Here is a 23,976-nt window from a genome sequence, read left to right as displayed (position 1 = left end):
GAGCCCCAGACTAGAGGGGAATCACCCAGCCAAACGGGGGATCTCGATCGCCGGGCACCGGTCCATCACCATGGCCACCCCGGCCGCCCGGGTGCGCTCGTACGCGGCCTCGTCGATCACGCCGAGCTGGAACCAGACCGCCTTGGCGCCCACCGCGACCGCCTGGTCGGCGACCTCCCCGGCCAGGTCGCTGCGGACGAAGACGTCCACCACGTCGACCGGGAACGGCACCTCCGCAAGCGTGGCGTAGCCCTGCTCGCCGTGCACCGTCTCGGCCTTGGGGTGCACCGGCACCACCCGCTTGCCGAAGCGCTGCAGCACCCGGGCCACCCCGTACGCGGCCCGGGCCGAGTTGTTCGACAGCCCGACCACCGCCCAGGTGTCCCCGGTGCCGGTCAGGATCTCTCTCACCACGGCGTCGCTCATCCGCACTCCTTCAGTCCCCAGCGACAACCCCCTCGGCACCACCCGGCATTCCCTCAGCTGGGACGGCCCAGGGCCCGGTAGGTCCACCCCGCGTCGCGCCAGCGCTGCCGGTCCAGCACATTGCGGCCGTCCAGGATGCTGCGCTCGGCCACGACCTTGCCCAGGGCCTCCGGGTCCATCTCGCGGAACTCCTGCCACTCCGTCAGATGCAGCACCACATGCGCCCCGGTCACGGCGTCCAGCACCGAGTCGGCGAAGGACAGCGACGGGAACAGCTTCCGCGCGTTGTCCATCGCCTTGGGGTCGTACACCGTGACCTGCGCGCCCTGGAGCTGGATCTGCCCGGCGACGTTCAGCGCCGGCGAGTCCCTGACGTCGTCGGAGTTGGGCTTGAAGGCCGCGCCGAGCACAGCGACCCGGCGGTCCAGGAAGCCGCCGCCGCACTGCTCGCGGGCCAGCTCCACCATCCGGCCGCGGCGGCGCATATTGATGCTGTCGACCTCGCGGAGGAAGGTCAGCGCCTGGTCCGCGCCCAGCTCCCCGGCCCGGGCCATGAAGGCCCGGATGTCCTTGGGCAGGCAGCCGCCGCCGAAGCCGAGCCCGGCGTTGAGGAACTTGCCGCCGATCCGCTCGTCGAAGGCGAGCGCCGCCGACAGCTGCACCACGTCCGCGCCGGAGGCCTCGCAGACCTCGGCCATGGCGTTGATGAAGGAGATCTTGGTGGCCAGAAAGGAGTTGGCGGCGGTCTTCACCAGCTCGGCGGTCGGGAAGTCGGTGACGACGAAGGGCGTGCCCCGGCCGATCAGCGGCGCGTACACCTCGCGCAGCGTCGCCTCCGCCTCGGCGCTGCGGACGCCGACCACCAGCCGGTCCGGGTGCAGGGTGTCGTCCACGGCGTAGCCCTCGCGCAGGAACTCCGGGTTCCAGGCCACCTCGGCCCCGGCCCCGACCGGAGCCGCCGCCGCCAGCCGCTCGGCCAGCCGCTCGGCGCTGCCGACCGGGACGGTCGACTTGCCGACAACCAGCGCGGGCCGGTGCAGATGCGGCGCGAGCAGGTCGAACGCCGACTCCACATAGGACATGTCACAGGCGAACTCGCCGCGCCGCTGCGGGGTGTTGGTGCAGATGAAGTGCACGTCGCCGAACGCGCCGACCTCCTCCCACGAGGTGGTGAAGCGCAGCCGCCCGGTGGAGCCCTCGATCCCGGCCACATGCTTGCGCAGCAGCTCCTCCAGCCCGGGCTCGTACATCGGGACCCGGCCGGAGGCCAGCGTGGCGACCCGTTCCGGGAGGATGTCCAGGCCGAGCACCTCGAAACCGAGCTCGGCCATGCAGGCGGCATGGGTGGTCCCCAGGTAGCCGGTGCCGATGACGGTGAGCTTCACCTAGATCTCCAAGGGTGGGTGGACAGCGAACCGGGCCCGGTGATCCTACCCAGCCCCGCTGAGTGCTGTTGTGCACGTCACGCCCGTACCAGGTACTCGGAAGCCCTAGAATTTGCTCAGAGCGGCATGTTACTTAACGGTAGATAACTTGGGGTGAGGCGCATGGCGTCCAACGGCACGGCAGACTTCGACCTGTTCCGGATCTCCGAGGAGCACGAGATGCTCCGCGACGCGGTGCGCTCGCTCGCCGAGGCGAAGATCGCACCCTTCGCCGCCGAGGTGGACGAGCAGGCCCGCTTCCCGCAGGAGGCGCTGGACGCGCTGACCAGCAGCGATCTGCACGCCGTGCACGTACCCGAGGAGTACGGCGGCGCCGGCGCCGACGCGCTGGCCACCGTCATCGTGATCGAGGAGGTGGCCCGGGTCTGCGCCTCCTCCTCCCTGATCCCCGCGGTCAACAAGCTCGGCTCGCTGCCGGTGATCCTGTCCGGCGACGAGGCGCTCAAGCAGAAGTACCTGACCCCCCTGGCGGCCGGCTCCGGCATGTTCTCCTACTGCCTCTCCGAGCCGGACGCCGGCTCCGACGCCGCGGGGATGAAGACCCGCGCGGTCCGCGACGGCGACTTCTGGGTGCTCAACGGCGTCAAGCGCTGGATCACCAACGCCGGCGTCAGCGAGTACTACACCGTCATGGCGGTCACCGACCCCACCCAGCGCAGCAAGGGCATCTCCGCCTTCGTGGTGGAGAAGGGCGACGAGGGGGTGACCTTCGGCGCCCCGGAGAAGAAGCTCGGCATCAAGGGCTCGCCGACCCGCGAGGTCTACCTCGACAACGTCCGGATCCCGGCCGACCGCATCATCGGCGCCGAGGGCACCGGCTTCGCCACCGCAATGAAGACCCTGGACCACACCCGCATCACCATCGCCGCCCAGGCCCTCGGCATCGCCCAGGGCGCCCTGGACTACGCGGCCGGGTACGTCAAGGAGCGCAAGCAGTTCGGCAAGGCCATCGCCGAGTTCCAGGGCATCCAGTTCATGCTCGCCGACATGGCCATGAAGCTGGAGGCCGCCCGCCAGCTCACCTACGCCGCCGCGGCCCGCTCCCAGCGCAACGACGCCGACCTCACCTTCTTCGGCGCCGCCGCCAAGTGCTTCGCCTCCGACGCCGCCATGGAGATCACCACCGACGCCGTCCAACTCCTCGGCGGCTACGGCTACACCCGCGACTACCCCTTGGAGCGCATGATGCGCGACGCCAAGATTACGCAAATCTACGAGGGCACCAACCAGGTCCAACGCATCGTCATGGCCCGCAACCTGCCGTAACTGATTCCCCCAGCCGCTCAGAGGCACCCCACGGGGTGCCTCTCGGCTTTCCCCTCCCCGATCAGCCACTTCCCGGCTGCACGCCAACTCCCGCCTCGGCGAACTTATGCGGGAACGTGACTAACCGAGTTGTCACGCTTGTGAGCGGGCATGACGCCCTCGAAGCTTGGGACGGCCGATCAACGGAAGGGAAGGCATGGCACAGGACTTGAAACTGACCATGATCGCTGGAGGCTGCCCAACTGCGGGGGACGACGATCCTCCGTGTGACTCGGGGGACTGCCCTACGGTCTTCACGACCAATCGGCCCGGAACTCTCGCCGTTCAGGGTTACACGGTCGCGCATGTGACGCCGGACGGGGAAGCCGTCGTGACGATCCCGGAGAGCGTCCTGAGGGAGGCCGTCCGTGCTCTTGGATGGTGAACGATGGTCGGCCTACTTCCGGGACTACAAGCGCTCGGCGTGGCGTCTCGAAGTACAGCCCACGTACACGATGCCGGCTGAGGCTGAGAGCGTGGCGCGCTTCCTCCGTGGCGAGCCGAAGCCCGGCGCGCACAACGCGGCATGGCATGTGACGGTGGGGCAAGCTGTGGCAGAGGGGAAGACGTTCGGCCGTGTCCGTGTGATTCGTGAGCCGCTGACGGACTACATCCGGTATCAGTCGGCATGGGGCATCCCTGGCAATATCGAGGCCGGAGAGGACATCCGTGTACTCGACCTGACGCGCCGGACACTCGACCTGCCGGAGCAGGACTTCTGGATGTTCGATGAATCCGTGGTCGTTCACCTGAACTACCGTCCCGATGGAACTCAGATCAACCGTGAGCTGATCGAGAGCCCCGACCTGTCGAAGTACCTCCGCTGGCGGGATCTGGCGCTGGCGGAGTCCGTACCGTTCGCAGAGTGGAACAGTGCTCGAACCTGAATATCAAGGACGGCAGAGAAAAGACCTGGCGCAGGCCCTCCGGGATCTGCGCCAGGCTTCTGGTTTGTCAGGACAGCGGCTGGCAGTCCGATGCAATATGAGCCAAGCGAAGATCAGTCGGATAGAGACAGGAAAGACTCTGCCGACTGTCATCGACGTCGAGCGCATCCTTTCGGGTCTCGGAGTTCCCCAGGAGATTTCACGGGATCTGGTCGCCCTGGCGCGCACCGCGAACGTCGGCTACACGGCTTGGCGAACCTACGCCCGACTGGGCCTGTATCAGAAACAGGCTGAGCTGCAGGCACTTGAGAATTCGTCACGCAGGATGTTCCATTTCCTCCCCGCTATTCCGACGGGACTGCTCCATGTTCCCGCGTACGCTACGCGGACGCTCGAGAGGACGCTGCCGACCGCACCGGCCCGCGACGTGGCCCGCGCTGTACGGGCGCGCATGGAGCGCCAGGCTGTCCTCGACGACCGGTCGCGGCACTTCACCTTCCTGATGACCGAGCAAGCCGTCAGGTGGCAGCGTGCCAGCCTGCCGGTGATGGCGGATCAGGCGGCGCACATGGCGGAGGTGGCCGAGAAGCCCAATGTGGAGATCGCGATCATCCCGCACTCGGCGCAGGTCCCCGCCACGCCGCTGAATATCTTTGTGATCTATGACGACCGCTTGGTGACGATTGAACTGTTCTCCGGTGAGGTGGTACTGCGCGATCCGCAGGATGTGAGATATCACCGCGACCTTTTCGACCTGTTCCTGAGCCATGCACTCAGGGGTGCCGACGCCACGGCGTTCCTTCGGCGGTGTGCAGCCGAGTTTATGCAGCAACGAGGATAGTGCTCGATATTCTCCCTTGCCAGTTCTAGCCTGATGATGTAAGTCGAACATCACCGGCAGGGAGCGCGATAAGTGATGATCTACGGACCACCCGCAGCAGTTTCCTACTCGGTGCTATGGGATCTCGAATCACGCGTGTGGCGCGTTGCCGACGAAGCGACTGGCCTCTGCCTGGTGGACGACCAGGGCCAGCAGCGCGCTTGGGACAGCTTCTCTATCGCATGGCATGAAGCTCGCAAGGCGGAAAGGACAGCAGCGTGAGCGCACAACTGGCCGACGATTGCAGTGAGTGTCTGCGACTCGCCGAACAGGAACAGGTCGCCGTATTGACTGGCGACCGCTCCCGACATACTGATGTAAGAGTGCCCTGGCAAAGACACATGCGGCGGAAGAGGAGGCCGGGGCTGATGCGTGTCGCAGGAGCGGGCTACGGCGAACGCACTGCGCCTTTTCACCACCCCTGCACGGGAGGGGGTGGGACGGGGCGGGGTGGTCGCGGCAGGGGCCGTCAAAGCGAGAAACGGATGTAGCGGCGTAGCAAGGGCACCTCGACTCCACACCATCCGTTTCGCAGCAGGCCCCAGAGCGACTACCCCGACCCGGCCCGCCCCCGACCCCGCGCACCCACCCGCGCCGCGGCGGACCGAAACCCGGCACCGGCTAAGGACCCGCGTCTGAGTCGGGGTCGGGGGGTGGATCGGGATTCGGCTCGGGGGGTTCCGGGGGTGGGGGCCCGGTGGTGGGGCGGATGTGGCCGTACTTGAGGACGCGGCCGATCAGCGGCCCCAGCAGGAAGGCGGCCACGAACCAGATCGCGATGACCACCAGCACGATTCGCACGGCACCCCAGGGATATCTCGGTGACGGAGCGCTCACGCCGTATGACGTTCCGGCACCATCATCCCGCCCGAATGTGCCGCCCCGTCAACTGTTCGGGGGAGCGGGGTGCGAGGACCGGCGCACGCCGCCCGCCACGCACCCCACCATCACGCCCCCCGCGCCGCCAGCCGTGCCGCCCCCGCCGCCGCCCCCGCCGCCGCCCGCGCCGCGCCCCCTAAGCCACGCCCCCCGCCGCCGCCCCGGCCCCGCAGCCCCTGCAGCCCCAGCCGCTCCCCGCGTCGCGCCCCCTATGCCACGCCCCCCGCCGCCGCCCCCGGCCCGGCGCTCCCCGGCCCCGCGGCCCCGAGCAGCCCCGACCCCGCCGCCCCGAGCAGCGCCGCCGCCGCTTCCACGTCGGGCGTGAGGTCACGGTCCGCGTTCCCGGGGTCGAGGACGGCGCCGGCCTCCTGCTGGAAGCGCCCCAGCGGCCCGGCCGGGTCCAGGATGATGCCGTGCATCCGCAGGGCGCGGATCGCGGCGACGAGTTCGCAGCCGAGGATCAGCCGCAGGATGCCGACGCTCGCCAGCAGCTGCCGGGCCCCGGTCGCAGCAAAGCTGGCGTGCTCCTCGACCCCCCGCGACAGCACCGCGTGTCCGAGGGTCACCGGCTGTGCCAGGTGCCGGAGTTCGGCCAGCGCCGACTGCGCCGCGTACTCGGTGATCATGATGCCGCTGCTGCCCTCCTCGTCCTGGGCCAGGAACGGGGGCAGCCCGGTGAACACCGGGGAGACCAGCACCCCGACCCGCGCGCTGGAGAGCTGCGCCGTGCCCAGCAGCGCCAGCCGCAGCTGATCCATGGACAGCGCCAGCGAGGCCTGGTGGAAGCCGCCGTGGTGGTGGTACTCGGCCGGCTCCAGCGACAGCAGCGGGTTCTCGGCGGAGCAGTTGAGCTCGATCGCCAGCACCTGCTCCAGCGCGTCCGACGCGTCCAGCGCCGCGCCGTGCACCTGCGGCAGGCAGCGGAAGCCGAACGGGTCCTGGATCAGGGCCGGCTCCCAGGGCACCGGGTCCAGCAGCTCCCGCATCCGCGCCGCGACCCTGGTCGCCCCGGCGTAGGGCCGCAGCGCGTGCACCACCGCGCCGTAGGGCTCGGTGGAGCCGCGGACCACCGTCAGCGACAGCGCCGCGATCAGCGGCACGGTGTCCATCAGCAAGCTCAACTCATGCTGGGCCAAAGCAGCCTGACCGATCGTCAGTGCACTGCTCGACATCAGCGGCAGCGCGTCCCAGCGGTCCAGCCGCAGCGGCGCGGGCGCGGGACCCTCACCCGTCCCGCTTCGCCAGGGCTGCTCCCCGGCCAGGGCGAGGCCGAGTTCGGCCAGCGCCGAGAGATCCCCGGTGCCGACCGAGCCGTACTCGTGGACGACCGGGACGTGTCCGCTGCGGAGCGCGTCGGCGAGCCGGTCGGCGACCTCGGCACTGATCGCGGAACCTGCCCTGAGCAGCTGGTTCAGCCGTACCGCGAGCATCGCCCGGGTCTGCTCGACCGGGACCAGCGGGCCGATGCCGCCGCTGTGGCTGCGCAGCAGGCGTATGCCGTGGCCGGCCGCGGCCTCGTCGGTGATCGTGGTGGTGCGGTTGGCGCCGACGCCGGTGGTGAGGCCGTACACGCGCTGGCGGGTGACCACCTCCTCGGCGACCTTGCGGGCCTGGACCATCCGCTCGCGGGCAGCCGGGTCGACGTCGGGGACGGCACTGTGCCGGGCGAGGGCGGTGACGTCCGCGGGGGTGAGTGAGGCGCCGTCCAGGGTGAGTGTGCGCGGGGTCACGGGTGCACTGTGCCTTCCGGGGTCGAGGCGGGTGCCCGGGTCCGGCCGGGCCGCGCCGATCGCACGGATGCTCATCGGCAGCACGAAGGTACCCAACCAAACCGTTCGGTTCATCCCCCGTCCCGCCAGTTGACCACCAGCCCGTCAGTTCATCCCGCGCCGCCGGATCTGCTCCCACAGGTTCAGCCCCACCAGCAGCCCGGCCTGCAGGCTCAGCGTCGCCAGGGCCGGGAGCCTCGGCGCGGCCGGCAGCAGGCACAGCATGACCGCGGCGCCGACCAGCCGGGTCATCGAGTGCAGCCGGAACATCCGCCAGCGGGTGTAGCCGAAGGTGGCCAGGTAGAGCGCGCAGCCGCCGAGCAGCAGCGCGCCGCCGCCGGCCGAGAGCGGGCGGCCGGGGAACTCCACCGACTCGGTGAGGCCGACCGCGACCGCGATGATCGAGCCGACCAGGCTCAGATGCGCGTACGACAGCACCTGGCGGACCATGTCGACCTGGATGACCGCGGTGGTGACGGCATGGCGCATGGCGTCCGCCGCGTAGGCGAAGTAGACCCACCACAGCGCCGAGATCAGTACGAAGGACACCGCGACGGCGATCAGTTCGGCGGCGGTCAACTGCTGGATGCCCGCGACCGGTTCGCCGACCGAGACGATGGTCTCGCCGAGGGCGATCAGCACAAACAGGCTGAAACGTTCCGGCAGGTGGCCCGGGTGGATCTGCACCCTGGCCTTCAGATGCCGCCGGGTCAGCGCCGGGGTGGACAGGTCGATGGCCGCGGCCAGCGCCCACACCCCGGTCCTGGCACCGCCGTGCAGCAGGCCGCCGAGCACCAGCAGCGGCCCGGTCAGCGCCGCGCCGACGCCGAACGGGCCGAGCAGCGCCCCGCCCAGCCATTGCGTCCTGGCCGCGAGCAGCAGCCGGACCGCGAGGTAGGCGCAGCCGAACAGCAGCCCGCGGCCCCCGTACGCCTGCGGCACGGCGAGGGCCATGAACAGGCCGCCCAGGCCGATCGCGAAGATGGTGACCCGGTCCACCGGGTTGTCGACGTCATGGGTGCTGGCCTGGATCGAGGTGCCGACCCAGGCCCAGTACAGCGGGACCAGGACGACCAGGGCGCGGCCGACGCCGGCCCAGTCGTGCCGCGCGTGCAGCATCGCCGAGACCTGGGTGACGCAGAGCACGAAGACCAGGTCGAAGAACAGCTCGGCGTTGGTCACCCGCTTCTCCGGCAGCTCCCCCTCGACGCCCGCGGTCCCCTCGGCGCCCCCGGAGGCACTGTCAGAGACCTCGCCGACCCCGCCCGGTTCCGTCACTGCTTCCGTCATCTGGCCGATCCTGCCATGGTGTTGACCTCCGCGGTGGGGGACCGGTACGCGAAGCTCAGTGCGAGGCCCCGCCCAGGTTGAGCGCCACCACCCCGCCGATGATCATGGCGATCCCGGCCAGCTTCCAGGCGTTGACGCCCTCGTTGAGGAAGGCGAAGCCGATCGCCGCGATCACCGCGGTGCCGACCCCGGACCAGATCGCGTACGCCGTGCTCACCGGGATGTGCTTGAGCGCCTGCGCCAGGAAGGCGAAGGACAGCCCGTACCCGAGGACCACGACCAGGCTGGGCAGCAGCCGGCTGAAGCCGTCGGTGTACTTGAGCGAGACGGTCGCGCAGATCTCGCTGCCGATGGCGATGGCGAGGAACAGGAACGGCATGGGCGGGTCGGCCTCCGGATCGGGTGGTGCGGTGCGATCAGCGTCAGCCCCAAGCTTCGCCGACCCGCACGAGCGTACGAAGCAGCGGGAGGTCCACCTCCAGCAGGCTGCCGACCACCGTCCGTCCGCGCGCGGCCTGGACCGGGACCGCGGAGGGGACGGCGAGCACGGCGCAGCCCGCCGCCTCGGCGGAGGCGATGCCGGTCGGGGTGTCCTCCACCGCGACGCAGCGGGACGGGTCCACCCCGAGTGCCTCGGCCGCGGCCAGGTAGGGGTCGGGGGCGGGCTTGGTCCTGGGCGTCTCCCCGGCGGCGAAGGACACCGCGAAGCGGTCCCGGCCGAGGGCCTTCAGGACGATGTCCACCACCGGCCGGGGCGAGGCGGAGACCAGGGCGACGGTGACGCCGCCGGCGGCGAGCTCGTCCAGCAGGTCCAGGACGCCGGGCAGCGGGACCACCCTGGCCTGGACCAGGCCGGCGAAGCGCCGCTCCAACGCGGTGCACAGCCGGGCCAGCGGCATCCGCGCCGCCGCCGCGTCGGCCGCCGGACCGACCGCCGCCGTCGCCGGACCGACCGCCGCCGCCGGACCCGACGGCCCGGCCGGGCCCGCCGCCGCGTCGGCCGCGAGCCGTCCGTGCAGGTGCTCGGCGGTGTCCTCGATGGCGCGGCCGAGGATGTACGGCTGGTCGTCGGGGCCGAGGGTGAGGCCGAGCAGGTCGGCCTCGGCGGCGACCGCCTGCTGCCACAGGCCCTCGGTGTCGACCAGGGTGCCGTCCATGTCGAACAGGACGGCCTGGAGCCGGGTGAGCTGGTTCGGAAGGGTCACGGGCGGGTGGCCACCAGTACCGGACGCTCGGCCAGGTCCACGGTGACGCCGGTGCCCGCGGGCAGCGCGGCGGCGTCGTGGGTGGCCAGGTCGACCTTGACCGTCCGGCCGTCGGGGAGCTGCACGGCGAGCCGGGTGACCGGCCCGAGGAAGGTACTGCCGACCACTACAGCGCCACTGCCCCCCTGCGCCGTGAGCAGCACGTTCTCCGGCCTGACCAGTACCTCGACGTCCTGGTCGGGGCCGGTCCTGGCGCCGTCCACGGGCAGTCTGCGGCCGAGTACCTCCACCGTGCCGGGGTCCTGGCCGACCCGTCCGGAGATCCGGTTCATGGTGCCGACGAACTCGGCGACGAAGGCCGTGGAGGGGCGGGCGTAGAGCTCGGCGGGGGTGGCGCACTGCTCGAGCCGCCCGGCGTGCATCACCGCGACCCGGTCGGCCATCGACAGCGCCTCCTCCTGATCGTGCGTCACAAACAGGGTGGTGATCCCGAGTTCCTTCTGCAGCCGGCCGATCTCCTCGCGGAGGTTCAGCCGGACCTTGGCGTCCAGCGCCGACAGCGGCTCGTCCAGCAGCAGCACCCGGGGGCGCAGCGCCAGCGCGCGGGCCAGCGCGATGCGCTGCTGCTGGCCGCCGGAGAGCTGGTGCGGGTAGCGGTCGCCGTACTGGGGCAGGCCGACCAGTTCGAGCAGCTCGTCCGCCCGACCCCGCCGCTCGGCCGTCCCCGTGCCGCGCATCCGCAGTCCGAAGGCCACGTTGTCACGGGCGTTGAGGTGCGGGAACAGGCTGTAGGACTGGAACACCATGCCGGCGTCGCGGCGGTGCGCCGGGATCCCGGTGATGTCCTTGCCGTCGACCAGCACCGCGCCCGAGTCGGGGGTCTCGAACCCGGCGACCATGCGCAGCGCCGTGGTCTTGCCGCAGCCGGACGGGCCGAGCAGGGCCAGCAGTTCGCCGGGCTGCACGGTGAGGTCCAGGCCGTCCAGGGCGGTGGTCGCGCCGTAGCTGCGGCGCAGTCCGCGGAACTCGACGGCGGCGCCGGTGTCGCCGGTGTCGCCTTCGGTCGGCAGTACCGGTCCGGGACCGGTGGTGTCGTTGACGGCGGTGGGGGCCGTTTCGGTCATCGGGGGCTCCCTAGGTGGTCAGGTGGTGGTGGGGGTCGAGGCGCCGCGGCGGCTGCCGCCCGCGGAGAGCAGGAGCAGCAGCAGCCAGGTGAGCAGCAGGCTCACGATCGAGACGGCGGTGGTCACGTCGCCCGCTCCGGCGGCGTTGCCGTTGACGATCCAGACCGCGAAGGTCGGGAAGTTGAGGATCGAGGAGGCCGTGAACTCGCCCAGCACCAGGGCCAGGGTGAGGAACGCCGTGTTGAGCAGCGCACCGCGGAGGTTGGGCAGGATCACCGTGACGATGGCGCGCCCGCGTCCGGCGCCGTTGTTCTGCGCCGCCTCCAGCAGGGTGCGGACGTCCAGCGCCCGCATCCCGGCGTCCAGGGTGCGGTAGGCCAGCGGCAGCGCCATCACCACGTAGGCCAGCAGCAGGATCACCGGGAAGTCGGGGTTCTGCAGGTCCACGAAGAACTGGAACCCGGAGGAGCCCACCGGGAACTGGTTGCTGCCCCAGCTGAGGATCTTGGTGACGCCGGCGGTGAAGGCGATCACCGGGACCACCAGCGGCAGCGTGCAGGTCAGTTCGACCAGGGTGCGCAGCCGCGGGCCGCCGAGCCGGACCGCGACGACCGCGGGGACCAGCAGCAGGTAGACCACGGCGATGGTGGCCGCGGCGAGCTCCAGCGAGAGCTGCAGGGCCGGCCAGAGGCCCTCGACCTTGAAGATCTGCTGGTAGGCGTGCAGCGTGAAGCCGTGCACCGGGTCGTCGACGGTGAACAGGATGGTGAAGGCGATCGGCACGACGAAGTACAGCCCGCAGACCAGCAGGATCAGTCCCCTGCCGTAGCGGGGACGGCCGCGGTCCCGGAGGAGTGTGTTCAGACCAGCCATCGGGCGCTCCGACGTTGCAGGGGCAGGTACACGGCCATCACCAGCACCGCGATGACCACCATGTCCACGCTCATCGCCAGGGCGACGTTGCCGGCGTCGGCGGAGACGTTGCCGTTGAGGGCGTTGGCGATCTGCAGGGTGATCAGCGGGACGGACGCGCCGACCATGGCGGCGGCGGTCGCGTACGCGGCGAAGGCCGTGCCGAAGAGCAGCACGAATCCGCCGAGCAGCGAGGGGGCGAGCACCGGCAGTGCGACGTAGCGCCAGTACTTCCACACCGTGGCGCCGTTGTTCTGCGCTGCCTCGCGCCACTGGCGGCGCAGCCCGTCCAGCGAGGGGAGCACGCTGAGCACCATCAGCGGGATGAGGAAGTACAGGTAGACCAGGTTGAGGCCCCAGAAGGTGTAGAGGCTCCAGCCGGCCTTGTCCAGGTGCAGCCGGGTGGTCAGCCCGCCGGCGTTGCCCAGGGTGGCGATGAAGGCGAAGGCCAGCGGCACCCCGCCGAAGTTGGCGAGCACGCCGGAGGCGCTGAGCACGGCGTGCCGCAGCGTCTTGAACCGGGAGGTGGCGACGGCCTGGGCCAGCATCAGCCCGATCACGGTGGAGATCAGCGCGGACACCGCGGACAGCTTGACGCTGCCCAGCAGGGCGGTCAGGTAGCCGCCCTCGAGCGAGGCGGTGAAGTTGCCCGAGGTGTAGGAGCTGGGGGCGCCGGGGGTGTTGGTGGTGAACGCGCCGTAGGCCATGGCGACGGCCGGCACGCCGAAACCCACGGCGACGAAGATCAGCAGCGGGGCGACAGCGAGGCGCCCCGCCGCCGCCCGGCGCAGCGTGCTGCGCAGGCGGCGGCGGGGACGGTCGTCCTCGGTCGCGCGGGGGGCAACCAGGTCGGTGGTACTCACCCGGCGATGGCCTTGGACCAGTTGCTCGCGAGCAGCGCCTTGGCCTTGGTGACCTGGTCGTCGGTCGGGAAGGTCGGGGTGCCGGAGACCGGCGGCAGCGCGGCGGCGGCCGTGGTGTCCAGGGTGCCCGCGCTCTTCATCGCGTCCATCTCGACCGGGCGGGCGAAACCGCCGAGGAAGAGGTTCTGGCCCTCGGTGCTGTAGAGGTACTCCTCCCACAGCCGGGCGGCGGCCGGGTGCGGCGCGCTCTTGTTGATGGCCTGGTTGTAGTAGTTGGCGTAGACGCCGTCCGTCGGGACGTTGACCTGCCAGTTGATGCCCTTGGACTTGAACTCGGCGGAGTAGCCGGCGTTCAGGTAGTCCCAGTCGATGGTGATCGGGGTCTCGCCCGACTCGACCGTGCTCTGCTTGGCCTGCACCGGGTTGAAGTTGCCGGCCTTCTTGAGCTTGGCGAAGAAGTCCAGACCGGGCTGGATGTTGTCGAAGCTGCCGCCGTTGGCGAGGGCCGCCGCGTAGACGCCGGCGAAGGCGGCACCGGCCTGGGTCGGGTCGCCGTTGAGCGCGACCATGCCCTTGTACTCGGGCTTGAGCAGGTCGGCGAAGGTCTTCGGGCAGTCCTTGACCTTGGACTCGTTGCAGCCGATGGAGATGTAGCCGCCGTAGTCGAAGGTCCAGGCGCCGTCGGTGGCGGCCTGACCGGTCGGGATCGAGGAGAAGGTGGCGACCTTGTAGGGGGCGAACAGGCCCTGCTTGGCGCCGCTCAGCGCGAAGGCGCCGCCGAGGTCGAGCACGTCGGGGGCGCGGCCCTGGCCCTTGCGGGTGGTGACCGCGTTGATCTCGTCCTGGCTGGAACCCTCGGGGTTCTCGTCGTTTATCTTGATGCCGTACTTCTTGGTGAAGCCGTCCATGATCGCGCCGTAGTTGGCCCAGTCGCGGGGGAGGGTGATCGCGTTCAGCGTGCCCTCCTTCTTCGCCGCGGCGACCAGCGCGTCCATGCCGCCGAAGTCGGCGGCGGAGGTCGCGGTCGCAGCACTCTTGCCGCCCGCTGCCGCACCTGCGGCGGGCTTCGTGGATGTCGAGGAACCACAGGCGCTGAGCGTGAGCGCTGCGGCCACCAGGCAGCCGGTGAGGGCGGCGGCCCGGGCGGGGGAGGGGGTCACGATGTCTCCTGACGAGGCGTCTGCATGCGGAACTTGTTTGGACAAGCTGGTGACAGTACGCCCGAGGAGGATGAAGGGAGAGTGAACGCAGTACGTCTGCCGGGGCTCATTTCCCTGTCGGTATTGTGCTCACTGGCCAGTGATTTCGCGTGCATGCCAGGTAACGGTACGATCACGGGGTTTGCCCTGGAGTTGATCGCCAACTGCTGTCCCTCGACTCCAGCTGTACACAACCCACCCATCCACCCCCGCACGGAGGTTCACGCTGTGTCCGCACGCCATGAGGAGATCGCCGAGGAGCTGCGCCGTGCCATCGACCGCGGCGAGTACCCGGTCGGCGGCACCCTGCCCACCGAGAGCGACCTCGCCGCCCGGTACGAGGTCTCCCGGGGGACGGTCCGCCAGGCGGTGGCCGCGCTGACCGCCGAGGGCCGGATCGGCTCCCGCCAGGGCGCGCGCCGGGTGGTCCTCGGCAACCGGCGCAGCCAGAGCTTCGCCGAGCTGCGCAGCTTCGCCCAGTGGGCCGGGGCGATGGGCCGCACCGCCACCGGCCGGGTGGTCGAGCAGTTCCGCCGTCCGGCCGACGCCGAGGACGTCGAGCGGCTGCAGATCGAGCCCGGCAGCGAGGTGCTCCAGGTGCTGCGGGTGCGCGGCCTGGACGGTGAGCTGGTGCTGGTGGAGCGCAATGTCTATCCGAGCTGGGTGGCCGGGGCGGTGGAGCGGCTGCCGGCCGACTGCGAGTCGGTGGTCCAGGCCCTCTACGACGACGTCGGGATCATCTTCGCCTACGGCGAGCACACCATCGACGCCGTGGCCGCCGGGACCCAGGACGCCGAGCTGCTCGGCATCCGCCGCGGCGGCCCGCTGCTGCGGATCCGGCGGACCACCACCACCCACGCCGGACGGCCGATCGAGTGGTCTGACGACCGCTACCGGCCGGGCTCGGTCAGCTTCGCCGTGTCCAACTCCATCGGCTCCAACCCGCTTGCCCGCCACGCAGAGTGACGGAACGTCAAAACCTGTTCAGCTACTGCCCGCAGTGCCTTCGGGGTTGGCCTCGGCGGTCACCGGGCGGTCGTTCTGGATCTCCGCGAACAGCGCGGCCGAACCGCTCGGCGACCACAGCACCGCGGAGGCCCCGCTCGGCGTGGTGTAGTCCTGCGTCGCCAGCGGCACCGTCACCCGCTTCCCGCCGGAGCCGCTGACCGCGTGCATCTGCCGGCCGAACTGCCCCAGCGTCCAGAGCCCGGTGTCCTGGTCCACCGTCAGCGACGCCAGGCAGGCGTTCAGGAACGGGTAGAGGGTGAACGGGTTCAGCCAGGTGCCCGGGTCGACCACCTGCTTGGCCATGGCCGACAGGAACTGCTGCTGGTTCTGGATCCGGCTGAGGTCGGAGTCGGGGAGGGAGTAGCGGGTGCGCAGCAGCTGCAGCGACTCGGTGCCGTCCAGGGTCTGGCAGCCGGCCTTGAGGTCCGCCCCCGACTTGGCGTCCACCACCGGGTGGGCCAGGCAGATCGGCACCCCGCCCAGCGCGTCCACGATGCGCACCACGCCGGTGAACCCGACCTCGGTGTAGTGGTCCAGGCGGATGCCGGTGTCCAGCTCCACCGTCCGCACCAGCAGCGGCGCCCCGCCGAGGGCGAAGGCCGCGTTGATCTTGTCCTTGCCGTGGCCCGGGATGTCCACGTAGGAGTCGCGCGGGATGCTCATCAGCACCGGGCCGTTCGCGCCCTGGTGCAGCACCATGATGGTGTCGGTGTTGAGACCGCTGTCGGAGCCGACATGCAGGTCCTGCTCCTGCCTGGCGGTCAGTCCGGCCCGGCTGTCGGAGCCGACGATCAGCCAGTTGGTGCCGGGCCCGTTCGCCGGACGGCCGCTGTAGTCGGTGATCGCGGCGACCTTGACCAGCTTGCCGTCGGCCCAGACGAAGGTCCCGGCGACCGCCACCGCCAGCAGTACCAGCAGGATCAGCACGGCCAGCAGCAGCACCTTCCACCAGCGCCGCCGCCGCTGCCCGGGACGCCGCTGCCGCCCGGGCCGCCCCCGGCGGCGGGGGGACAGCTCGGGCGGCAGCGGCGGCTCCGGACGGGTCATGACCCCAGCCTGTCAGCTGACGGGCGGTCAGCTGGGGAAGCTGGGCACCGCCGTGTCGTTCTTGAAGGCGTCGAAGACCTGGGTGGCCTCGGTCATGTTCCACTTCACCGCGTCGCCGGCCGGGGTCTGGTAGTTGGCGTCGGCGATCGGCACGGTGATGGTCTTGCCCTTGCCGCCCTGGACGCCCTTCATGGCGAAGAACATCGAGGCCAGGTCGGTCAGACCGACGTTGTTGTCCACGGTGAGCAGCGACAGGCCGCTGTCCAGGGTGGGGTAGAGCACGAACGGGTTCAGCAGCGTGCCCATCGAGGTGGCCTTGTGCGAGAGCGCGGCCAGGAACTGCTGCTGGTGCTTCATCCGGCCCAGGTCCTGGCTGGCCTCCTGGTGCCGCTCGCGGACGAAGGCGAGCGACTGGGTGCCGTTCAGGTCCTGGCAGCCGGCCTTGAGGTTGGCGCCGGAGGCCTTGTCGACGATCGCCTTGTCCAGGCAGAGGTGGATGCCGCCGAGGTCGTCCACCACATTGACGAAGCCGGAGAAGCCGATCTCGGCGTAGTGGTCGATGTGCAGGCCGGTGTTGAACTCGATGGTCTTCACCAGCAGCGGCCCGTCCCCGTAGGCGTAGGCGGCGTTGATCTTGTTTTTGGACGCGTTGTGCTTGATGCCCTTGCTGTCGGTCCAGGCCGGGATGGTGACGTAGGAGTCGCGCGGGATGCTCATCAGCGTGTTCCCGTTGCTGCCGATGTGCAGGATCATCATCGAGTCGGTGCGCGAGCCCGCGGCGTAGCCGGTGTGCAGCGCCTGCTGCTGCGCCTTGGACAGGCCCTGGCGGCTGTCCGAGCCGATGACCAGCCAGTTGGTGCCCTTGCCGGCCGGCGGGCGGCCCGCGTAGTCGGTCAGCACATTGGCGTGGTTCAGCTTGGAGTCGGCCCAGACATAGCTGCCGACACCGACCACCAGCAGCGTCAGCACCAGCGCGAACAGGGTGAACCTGACCTTCCGCCGCCGGGACCAGCCGGAGCGGCCGGATCCGCCGCCGCCGCGGGGTCCGCGCGGGCCGGGACCGCGCGGGTCCAGCTCGGGCGGCAGCCCGCCGGGGGTGCCGGCGTTCTCCCTGGCCGTCGGGTTCAGCCCGTCGGCCCGTCCGTACCCGGGGCCGGCCGACTGCTGCGGCACCTGCCGGCCCTGCTGGCCGCCCTGCTGCGGACCCGGGCGCCGGGTCGCCCCCGGGCCGCGCGGGTTCAGCCCGGGCGGCAGCGGCGGCTCGGCCTGGCTGTAGGCGGAGCCGTGGCGCTCGGGGGTGCCCGGCATCTGCGGCAGCCCCGGGTAGGCGCCGCCCGAAGCCCGGCCCGGCACCCGGCCGCCCGGCTCGCCCGGCCTGGTCGTACGAGTCTCCCAGCCGCTGATGTCCCGGCCGTCCGCGGCCGATCCCTCGTCCCAACCATCGCGCGTCGTCATACGGCTGAGGATGCCCTGCTTCGGGCCCGGGCAGGAGCCTCAAGCGGTCATTCTGGACACCTGTAGCAGTTTTGATGCACGTCGGTGAACGCTCCGTATCAGTGGCAGATCACCGAGTCACCGCGGTTGGCCGCGATCGGCGCCGCCGCGTCCGTGCCCGCCGACGCCGGGGCGCCTGCGGTCGGGCTCGGCGCGGCCACCGGGCGCACCGCGGTGAAGTCCCGGCCGAGCACCACCTGCATGGTGCCGCCCAGGCCGGCCACCGGCACCAGCCGCGCCCCCGGCAGCGCCGCCGCCAGGGTCCGCACCGACTGGTCCCAGCGCGGGTCGTAGCGCAGCACGGTACGGGCCGCGGTGTCCTGGCCCGGGGCGTTCAGGGCGACGCCGGTGGTGCCGAACCCGGCCGCGCGCAGTTCCCCGTCGGCCTTGCCGGCCAGGCCGGCCACCCCGGCCCCGTTCAGCACCTGCACCCGGATCTGCCCCGGCGGCACGCTCACCGCAGCCCCGGACGGGGCCGCGCCGGACGCCGCGGGCGCGGGCGGCGCGGTCAGCGGCCGGTCCTCGCGCAGCGCGGTGAACAGCGCCGCCGCGCGGGTCCGGTCCCAGAGCACGGTCGAGCCCCAGCGCGGCACCACGTGGTTGAGGTCCGCCAGCGGCACGGTGGCGAAGGAGGCGGAGGAGGGCCGCAGGTCCTTCAGCCGGGCGGCCAGCGCCAGCAGGTCCTTGCCGCTCAGCCCCTCGTCCGCCTTCACCGACTTCAGCACCGCGGCGGCCACGCTCTGCAGCCGGACCGGGTTGAGCAGGGTCCCGCTGCTGGTCGCCTGCTGGACGACCTGCGCCACGAACTTCTGCTGCCGCTGCATCCGGCCCAGGTCGGCGGTGGGGTCGACATAGCGGGCCCGGACGTACTTCAGCGCCTCGGCGCCGTCCAGGGTGGTGGTCCCGGCCGGCAGGTCGAGCCCGGACTTGGGGTCGTGCAGCGGCTTGCTGCTGCACACCGGGACGCCGCCGAGGGCGTCCACGGTGCTGACGAAGCTGAGGAAGTTCAGCTGCAGGTAGTGGTCGATGTGCAGCCCGGTCGCCTGTTCCACGGTGGCCACCGTCAGCGGCGGCCCGCCCATCCCGTACGCGGCGTTGATCTTGCCCATGCCCGCCGGGACCTGCTTGCCGGTGGCCGGGTTCAGATGGGCCGGGATGTCGACATAGCTGTCCCTGGGGATGCTGACCACGCTGGCCCGGTCCCCGGTCGCGGAGAGGTGCACCAGCATGATCGTGTCGGTGCAGTGGCAGGACTCGCCGCCCGCGTGCAGCGACTGCAGGACCTGCTTCGGCACGCCCTCCCGGTCGTCGGTGCCGACCAGCAGGAAGTTCAGCGCGGCGTCGTCGGCCGGGCGGTGGGTCAGCCCGCCGAACACGTCCACCCGGCCGATCGAGTCGCCGACCCCGCTGACCACGGCCCGGCCGATGCCGCTGGTGGCCAGCAGCGCGACGGAGAGCGTTCCGGCGAGCCAGAGGCCCCGGCGTCGGCGGCGGCGCGGGGTCGGGGTGGGCCGGTCACGGCGGTCGGCAGGCATCCCGTGGATGGTAGGTCCGGGCGGACCGCACGCTGCGGAGCCGGCCCGGGGTGTCGCGTTTGTCCCTCCTTCGGGCCCCTGTCGGATGATCCCGGGCTCTGTTTCAGGGCCTCGTTCCAGAGCCTCGATTCAGCGCGTCGCGGGCCCCGGCGGTACGGTGGCGGGCATATGAACGCGACCTCCGCCTCCGCCGCCCCGTCCGTCTCGGTGATCATGCCGGTGCTGAACGAGTCCAGGCACCTGCGTGAAGCAGTCCTGCGGATCCTCGAACAGGAGTACCCGGGCGACATCGAGGTGGTGATCGCCCTCGGCCCGTCCAAGGACGACACCGACCGGATCGCCGCCGAACTGGTCTCGGAGACCGCCGGCAGCGCCCGCGAGGTGCGTACCGTCCCCAATCCGACCGGCCGCACCCCGGCCGGGCTGAACGCGGCGATCCGCGGCTCGCGCCACCCGGTCGTGGTCCGGGTGGACGGCCACGGCCTGCTGACGCCCGGTTACATCGCCACCGCCGTCCGGCTGCTGGACCAGAAGGACGCCGCCAACGTCGGCGGCGTCATGCACGCCGAGGGCGAGAGCGACTGGGAGCAGGCCGTCGCCGCCGCGATGACCTCGAAGATCGGCGTCGGCAACGCGGCCTTCCACACCGGCGGCGCCGCCGCCCCGGCGGACACCGTCTACCTGGGCGTGTTCCGGCGCGAGGTGCTGGAGAAGCAGGGCGGCTACAACGAGGAGTTCATCAGGGCCCAGGACTGGGAGCTGAACTACCGGATCCGCCAGGACGGCGGGCTGGTCTGGTTCACCCCCGACCTGCGGGTGACCTACCGGCCGCGCCCCAGCGTCCGCACCCTGGCCCGGCAGTACCACGACTACGGCCGCTGGCGCCGGGTGGTCACCCGCTACCACCGCGGCTCGGTCAACCTCCGCTACCTGGCCCCGCCGGCCGCGCTGCTCGGCGTCGGCCTGGGCCTGGTCGGCGGCGCGGTGCTCAGCCCGCTGCTGTTCGTGGTCCCCGGCGGCTACGCGGCGGCGATCCTGCTCGGCTCGCTGCGCGAGGGCCGCGGCCTGCCGGCCCGGGCCAGGGTCCAGCTGCCGCTGGCGCTGGCCACCATGCACATGTCCTGGGGCTGGGGATTCCTCACCAGCCCCAGGTCACTGGCCCGCCGGGTGATCGCCAGCACGGCCCCGGCGGCCGGCTCGGTGGGGGACCGGACCCGGTCCCCCCGCTAGCCGCAGCCGCTGGCCGCTAGCCCTTGGCCTGGGGGACCTTGGGCGGGGTGCTGCCGGTCCAGGTGTAGATGGGCCTGCCGTCGGCGTAGTGCGCGCCGGTGTAGACCTGCATGCACTGGGTGGCGTCCGCGCCGTTCTGGAAGTCGGTCCCGGTCGGCAGTCCGGCCTTCTGCGTGGGCGCGGTGCTGTCGAAGTCGGTGCCCTTGGTCCAGTCGGTGCCGACCACCAGGGTGAGGTGGCTCGCCGAGGAGGAGGGGGTCAGCGCGGAGGCCCTGAGCCCGAGCGCCGCCTGGACCGCCTCGGCCTGCGCCTTGTCGGCGGTGGGGTAGGTCAGCTTGGTGGGGGTGGCCGCGACGTAGCTGGTGTCCCGCTGCGCCTTGGTGAAGCCCTGCGACTTGAGGAAGTCGGTGATCTGCTGCCCCCGGCCGTCCACGGTGGCGTTCTGCACCGAGATGTCGACGGCGGCCTTCTGCTCCGGGGTGGCGCTGACCGTCGCCACCGGGGCGGGCGTCGGCGTCGCCGTGGTCGCGGTGGCGGTGGCGGCGTTCTTGTCGAAGGGGACGTCGTTGCGGATCTGGGTGAAGATCTTGTCGGCGTCGGGCTGGGTCAGCAGCACCGGCTGGGCGCCGTTCACGCTGGGGCCGTAGTGCCAGGGGATGGTGACCGTGGTGACCCGCTCCGGCTTGACCGCGTTGAACTGGCTGGCCAGGCTCAGCATCCCGGTGATGCCGGAGTGCTTCAGCGGGAGGTCGACCTGCAGCGCCTTGGTCGCGGTGGTGGCGAGCTTGTTCATCTCGGGGATGTTGGTGAGCGTGCCCAGGCTCTTCATCTGACGGATCATCGAGTTGAGGTACAGGTGCTGGGCGTGGGTGCGGCCGATGTCGGTGCCGTCCTCCCAGGCGTGGCGGGTGCGCAGCCACTCCAGCGCCTGCACGCCGGTGATCTTGCGGGTGCCCGCCGGGTAGACCAGGCCGGAGCCCTCCTCGTGCCGCACGCCCTGCGCGTCGGTGTAGACCTTGTAGTCGACGACGTTCTGCTTGGCGCAGACCTGGACCCCGCCGATGGCGTCGGCCATGTCCACGACGCCCTTGAAGTCCACCATGATGTAGTGGTTGATGCTGATGCCGGTGAGCTTCTGCCAGGTGTCCACGACGCAGCCGGGGCCGCCGTAGTTGAGGCTGGCGTTGATGAGCGTGTGCCGGCCCTTGGGCGAGCCCTTGCAGTCGGCCAGGTCGACCACGGTGTCCCGGGGGATGCTGGTGATCGAGGCGTTGCTGCGGTCGGCCGAGAGGTGGACCAGCATCTCCACGTCCGCCCTGGCCAGGCCGCCGGCGGTGCTGCAGGCGCCGCCGAGCTCGCAGTCGGCGGCGGAGTCGCGGCCGTCCGAGCCGATGATCAGGATGTTGAGCGGGGTCTGGCCCTGCGCATTGGGCTTGGCGGGCGCCACCACCGCCTTGGGGTCGATGCCCGAGTGCAGGTCACCGCCGCGGATATTGTCGTCCAGGTTCTTGATGTAGAGATAGCCGCCGCCCGCGACGGCCACGAGGACCACGCCCATCGTGATGGACGTGTACTTAAGTATTCGCTTGCCGCGGGAGGCTTTCCTGCGCCGACTGGATTTGCCCGCTTTGCGTGCTGCGGCGCGCCCGCCGGTCGGGACAGGGCTCTCGGTCTCATACGTCATACGGACAAACACCCCAAGGTCAGCTCAGTGGCTGCCGTCTCCCCGGCGGCAGCCTGAGCGGACTATATCTTTCCGAGATTTGGGGTTCACCCGGCGTTCTTGTTGTGAATGCCTTGAGGATCGCCGTACCGATGGCGAGCGAACTGTTAAAAACGGGACACTTCCGGCGCTTTTCGTCACCGAGCGCGCACGTGGTTTTGCTTTACGTGGCTACCAGCTGTAAACGGGGTTTACCTTCGCGCAGACGCTGTCGTTGCCGCTCTGTTGCTTCGCAGACGTAGGAACTGCCCCCGCGGACGGGGTGACCACGGTGGGGTAGACGCTCCCGACGGGCCAGTCGGTTCCCACCACGAGCGTCGGAAGAGTCACATCCGCGGACGGCCGCAGCGCCGCCTCCGGAAGGTGCAGCGCGGTGGCGACGGACTGTGCCGCGGCTGCCGCCGAGTCCGGGTAGCTGAGCGTGGTGGCGCTCTGCCGGGCCGGCGCGTTCAGGCCGTTCCTGGTCCCGGTGAAGCCCAGGGTGCGCAGGGCGTAGGTGAGCGCCGCGGCCCGTCCGGAGATCCCGCTGCCGTTCTGGACGGTCAGCCGGACCCCGGCCCGGGACGGGCCCGGGTCCGCGGCGGCGGTGCTGGGCGCGGCGGCGGCCTTGGCGGCCGGCCGTCCGTGCGGGTCCAGCGGGATGTCGCCGCGCACCATCGAGAACAGCTGCTGGGCGTCTTCTGGCATCGGGATCACCCAGGCCTTGGGGTTCTCCGGGTCCGCCGCGTACGGCATGGTCACCGTGGTCAGCCGCTCCGGCTGGAGGTTCTTCAGCTGGTCGGCGAGTCCGACCAGCTTGCCGACCGTGTCCAGGCCGTCGTCCACGGTCAGTGCCTTGGTCGCGGCGTCGGCCAGGGAGAGGATCTTCCCGGGGTCGGTCATCGTCCCGGCGGAGCGCAGCCGGCGCAGCATCGAGGTCAGGTACATGTGCTGGGTCTGGGTGCGGTAGAGGTCGCTGCCGTCGCCGAAGCCGTGCCTGGTGCGCAGCCACTCCAGCGCCTGCACCCCCTTCACCACGTGCTTCCCGGCGGTCAGCCGCAGGTGCGAGTAGGGGTCGGCGACATTGCCGGTGGTGCAGACCGGCACCCCGCCGATGGCGTCGGCCATGCTCACCACACCGCCGAAGTCGACCATCATGTAGTGGTCGATGTGAATGCCCGTCAGCTGGTGCCAGGTGTAGACGGTGCAGCCGGGGCCGCCGTGCGCCAGGCTGTCGGTGATCTGCTCGTGCGGCGACTCCGGGTAGACCTTCCCGGTCTTCGGGTCGGTGCAGGCCGGGATGTCGACCATGGTGTCGCGCGGGATGCTGAGCAGCGAGGCGTTGCTGCGGTCCGCCGACACATGGAGCAGCATCTCCACGTCCGCGTGCACCGGGCCGCCGACCGAGCCGCGGGCGCCGCCCAGCCGGAGGTCGGCGGCGGTGTCCCGGCTGTCGGAGCCGATCATCAGGATGTTGAGCGCGCTGCGCCCGGCCGCGTCGTTGTGGGTCACGCCCTGGTTGCCGAAGCTCAGCGCCCCGTGCTTGATGTTGCTGTTCAGGTACTGCACATAGCTCCAGGCCCCGGCGCCGCAGAGGACCAGCAGCACCCCGCAGGTGACGGCCAGTCGCTTGAGCCGCCCGCGCGACCGCCTGCGGGCGCGGCGGCGGGACGGCGCGGACCCCGCCGGGACGTCACGGCGGGGCTTGGCTTGGTCGGTGGTCATCGGCGGTGCCTGCCTTTGTGCTCTCGGGCGGGTACCCGGAGCTCGGCACCG

Annotated in this window: 21 protein-coding genes; 5 read left to right on the top strand and 16 right to left on the bottom strand. The window is 71.0% G+C overall.

The window, feature by feature from the left end:
- Window positions 1–21 precede the first annotated feature (21 nt).
- On the bottom strand, window positions 22–426 hold the full coding sequence (locus tag ACEZDG_RS35885; RefSeq protein ID WP_380518557.1) for a CoA-binding protein: 405 nt from the start codon (window positions 424–426) through the stop codon (window positions 22–24).
- Between the two features lie 53 nt (window positions 427–479).
- On the bottom strand, window positions 480–1,811 hold the full coding sequence (locus ACEZDG_RS35880; RefSeq protein ID WP_380518554.1) for a UDP-glucose dehydrogenase family protein: 1,332 nt from the start codon (window positions 1,809–1,811) through the stop codon (window positions 480–482).
- Between the two features lie 162 nt (window positions 1,812–1,973).
- Between ACEZDG_RS35880 and ACEZDG_RS35875 the strand changes: the two genes are divergently transcribed.
- The 3 genes from ACEZDG_RS35875 to ACEZDG_RS35865 all read left to right on the top strand — a co-directional run bounded on the left by ACEZDG_RS35875 (window position 1,974) and on the right by ACEZDG_RS35865 (window position 4,904).
- Window positions 1,974–3,137: an acyl-CoA dehydrogenase family protein gene (locus ACEZDG_RS35875; protein ID WP_380518551.1), complete on the top strand. Its 1,164-nt coding sequence runs from the start codon at window positions 1,974–1,976 to the stop codon at window positions 3,135–3,137.
- A 407-nt stretch (window positions 3,138–3,544) separates the two neighbouring features.
- Window positions 3,545–4,063 (top strand): DUF6879 family protein, encoded by a 519-nt coding sequence (locus tag ACEZDG_RS35870; protein ID WP_380518548.1) that lies wholly within the window; start codon window positions 3,545–3,547, stop codon window positions 4,061–4,063.
- Window positions 4,050–4,904, top strand: coding sequence for a helix-turn-helix domain-containing protein (locus tag ACEZDG_RS35865; protein WP_380518545.1), 855 nt, complete (start codon window positions 4,050–4,052; stop codon window positions 4,902–4,904). The genes ACEZDG_RS35870 and ACEZDG_RS35865 overlap by 14 nt, the downstream gene beginning before the upstream one ends.
- A 660-nt stretch (window positions 4,905–5,564) precedes the next feature.
- On the opposite strand, the gene ACEZDG_RS35860 is transcribed toward ACEZDG_RS35865, so the two are convergent.
- From ACEZDG_RS35860 to ACEZDG_RS35820, 9 genes are all read right to left on the bottom strand, one after another.
- A complete protein-coding gene (locus tag ACEZDG_RS35860) occupies window positions 5,565–5,744 on the bottom strand; it encodes a hypothetical protein (RefSeq protein WP_380518542.1) in 180 nt (59 codons plus the stop codon).
- Window positions 5,745–6,031: 287 nt separating this feature from the next.
- Window positions 6,032–7,552 carry an aromatic amino acid ammonia-lyase gene (locus ACEZDG_RS35855; protein ID WP_380518540.1) on the bottom strand — a complete coding sequence of 507 codons (1,521 nt, stop codon included), beginning with the start codon at window positions 7,550–7,552 and terminating at the stop codon, window positions 6,032–6,034.
- Between the two features lie 144 nt (window positions 7,553–7,696).
- Window positions 7,697–8,881: a low temperature requirement protein A gene (locus ACEZDG_RS35850; protein WP_380518537.1), complete on the bottom strand. Its 1,185-nt coding sequence runs from the start codon at window positions 8,879–8,881 to the stop codon at window positions 7,697–7,699.
- A gap of 55 nt (window positions 8,882–8,936) precedes the next feature.
- Window positions 8,937–9,260 carry a DMT family transporter gene (locus ACEZDG_RS35845; protein ID WP_380518534.1) on the bottom strand — a complete coding sequence of 108 codons (324 nt, stop codon included), beginning with the start codon at window positions 9,258–9,260 and terminating at the stop codon, window positions 8,937–8,939.
- A 43-nt stretch (window positions 9,261–9,303) separates the two neighbouring features.
- Window positions 9,304–10,086 carry an HAD family hydrolase gene (locus tag ACEZDG_RS35840; protein ID WP_380518531.1) on the bottom strand — a complete coding sequence of 261 codons (783 nt, stop codon included), beginning with the start codon at window positions 10,084–10,086 and terminating at the stop codon, window positions 9,304–9,306.
- Entirely contained in the window at window positions 10,083–11,210 is a 1,128-nt protein-coding gene (locus ACEZDG_RS35835) for an ABC transporter ATP-binding protein (protein WP_380518529.1), read from the bottom strand. Before ACEZDG_RS35835 ends, ACEZDG_RS35840 begins: the two co-directional genes overlap by 4 nt.
- An 18-nt stretch (window positions 11,211–11,228) precedes the next feature.
- Window positions 11,229–12,083 carry an ABC transporter permease gene (locus ACEZDG_RS35830; RefSeq protein WP_380518527.1) on the bottom strand — a complete coding sequence of 285 codons (855 nt, stop codon included), beginning with the start codon at window positions 12,081–12,083 and terminating at the stop codon, window positions 11,229–11,231.
- Window positions 12,071–12,970, bottom strand: a complete 900-nt coding sequence (locus ACEZDG_RS35825; RefSeq protein ID WP_380518659.1) for an ABC transporter permease — start codon at window positions 12,968–12,970, stop codon at window positions 12,071–12,073. Before ACEZDG_RS35825 ends, ACEZDG_RS35830 begins: the two co-directional genes overlap by 13 nt.
- Window positions 12,971–12,981: 11 nt before the next feature.
- Window positions 12,982–14,145: an ABC transporter substrate-binding protein gene (locus ACEZDG_RS35820; RefSeq protein ID WP_380518524.1), complete on the bottom strand. Its 1,164-nt coding sequence runs from the start codon at window positions 14,143–14,145 to the stop codon at window positions 12,982–12,984.
- 267 nt (window positions 14,146–14,412) lie between these two features.
- On the opposite strand from ACEZDG_RS35820, the gene ACEZDG_RS35815 reads away from it, so the two are divergent.
- On the top strand, window positions 14,413–15,150 hold the full coding sequence (locus tag ACEZDG_RS35815) for a GntR family transcriptional regulator (protein ID WP_380518521.1): 738 nt from the start codon (window positions 14,413–14,415) through the stop codon (window positions 15,148–15,150).
- Window positions 15,151–15,168: 18 nt separating this feature from the next.
- On the opposite strand, the gene ACEZDG_RS35810 is transcribed toward ACEZDG_RS35815, so the two are convergent.
- The 3 genes from ACEZDG_RS35810 to ACEZDG_RS35800 form a co-directional block, all read right to left on the bottom strand.
- Window positions 15,169–16,239 carry an LCP family protein gene (locus tag ACEZDG_RS35810; protein ID WP_380518517.1) on the bottom strand — a complete coding sequence of 357 codons (1,071 nt, stop codon included), beginning with the start codon at window positions 16,237–16,239 and terminating at the stop codon, window positions 15,169–15,171.
- Between the two features lie 27 nt (window positions 16,240–16,266).
- On the bottom strand, window positions 16,267–17,694 hold the full coding sequence (locus ACEZDG_RS35805) for an LCP family protein (RefSeq protein ID WP_380518515.1): 1,428 nt from the start codon (window positions 17,692–17,694) through the stop codon (window positions 16,267–16,269).
- A gap of 98 nt (window positions 17,695–17,792) precedes the next feature.
- Window positions 17,793–19,268 (bottom strand): LCP family protein, encoded by a 1,476-nt coding sequence (locus tag ACEZDG_RS35800; RefSeq protein ID WP_380518512.1) that lies wholly within the window; start codon window positions 19,266–19,268, stop codon window positions 17,793–17,795.
- Between the two features lie 168 nt (window positions 19,269–19,436).
- On the opposite strand from ACEZDG_RS35800, the gene ACEZDG_RS35795 reads away from it, so the two are divergent.
- Window positions 19,437–20,498: a glycosyltransferase family 2 protein gene (locus tag ACEZDG_RS35795; protein ID WP_380518510.1), complete on the top strand. Its 1,062-nt coding sequence runs from the start codon at window positions 19,437–19,439 to the stop codon at window positions 20,496–20,498.
- A 16-nt stretch (window positions 20,499–20,514) separates the two neighbouring features.
- On the opposite strand, the gene ACEZDG_RS35790 is transcribed toward ACEZDG_RS35795, so the two are convergent.
- Together ACEZDG_RS35790 and ACEZDG_RS35785 are read right to left on the bottom strand one after the other, a co-directional pair.
- Window positions 20,515–22,050: an LCP family protein gene (locus tag ACEZDG_RS35790; protein WP_380518507.1), complete on the bottom strand. Its 1,536-nt coding sequence runs from the start codon at window positions 22,048–22,050 to the stop codon at window positions 20,515–20,517.
- 342 nt (window positions 22,051–22,392) lie between these two features.
- Entirely contained in the window at window positions 22,393–23,925 is a 1,533-nt protein-coding gene (locus ACEZDG_RS35785; protein WP_380518504.1) for an LCP family protein, read from the bottom strand.
- Between the last annotated feature and the right edge of the window lie 51 nt (window positions 23,926–23,976).

This window comes from Streptacidiphilus alkalitolerans, from assembly GCF_042511045.1.
GTDB lineage: Bacteria > Actinomycetota > Actinomycetes > Streptomycetales > Streptomycetaceae > Streptacidiphilus > Streptacidiphilus alkalitolerans.
Note: the sequence above shows the minus strand (reverse complement) of the source record. Positions and strands in the feature narration are given on the sequence as shown.

Coding starts and splice junctions, on each gene's coding strand:
- ACEZDG_RS35850 (WP_380518537.1), bottom strand. CDS start 8,881: ATGACGGAAGCAGTGACGGAACCGGGCGGGGTCGGCGAGGTCTCTGAC.
- ACEZDG_RS35810 (WP_380518517.1), bottom strand. CDS start 16,239: ATGACCCGTCCGGAGCCGCCGCTGCCGCCCGAGCTGTCCCCCCGCCGC.
- ACEZDG_RS35875 (WP_380518551.1), top strand. CDS start 1,974: ATGGCGTCCAACGGCACGGCAGACTTCGACCTGTTCCGGATCTCCGAG.
- ACEZDG_RS35845 (WP_380518534.1), bottom strand. CDS start 9,260: ATGCCGTTCCTGTTCCTCGCCATCGCCATCGGCAGCGAGATCTGCGCG.
- ACEZDG_RS35800 (WP_380518512.1), bottom strand. CDS start 19,268: ATGCCTGCCGACCGCCGTGACCGGCCCACCCCGACCCCGCGCCGCCGC.
- ACEZDG_RS35805 (WP_380518515.1), bottom strand. CDS start 17,694: ATGACGACGCGCGATGGTTGGGACGAGGGATCGGCCGCGGACGGCCGG.
- ACEZDG_RS35785 (WP_380518504.1), bottom strand. CDS start 23,925: ATGACCACCGACCAAGCCAAGCCCCGCCGTGACGTCCCGGCGGGGTCC.
- ACEZDG_RS35830 (WP_380518527.1), bottom strand. CDS start 12,083: ATGGCTGGTCTGAACACACTCCTCCGGGACCGCGGCCGTCCCCGCTAC.
- ACEZDG_RS35795 (WP_380518510.1), top strand. CDS start 19,437: ATGAACGCGACCTCCGCCTCCGCCGCCCCGTCCGTCTCGGTGATCATG.
- ACEZDG_RS35835 (WP_380518529.1), bottom strand. CDS start 11,210: ATGACCGAAACGGCCCCCACCGCCGTCAACGACACCACCGGTCCCGGA.
- ACEZDG_RS35885 (WP_380518557.1), bottom strand. CDS start 426: ATGAGCGACGCCGTGGTGAGAGAGATCCTGACCGGCACCGGGGACACC.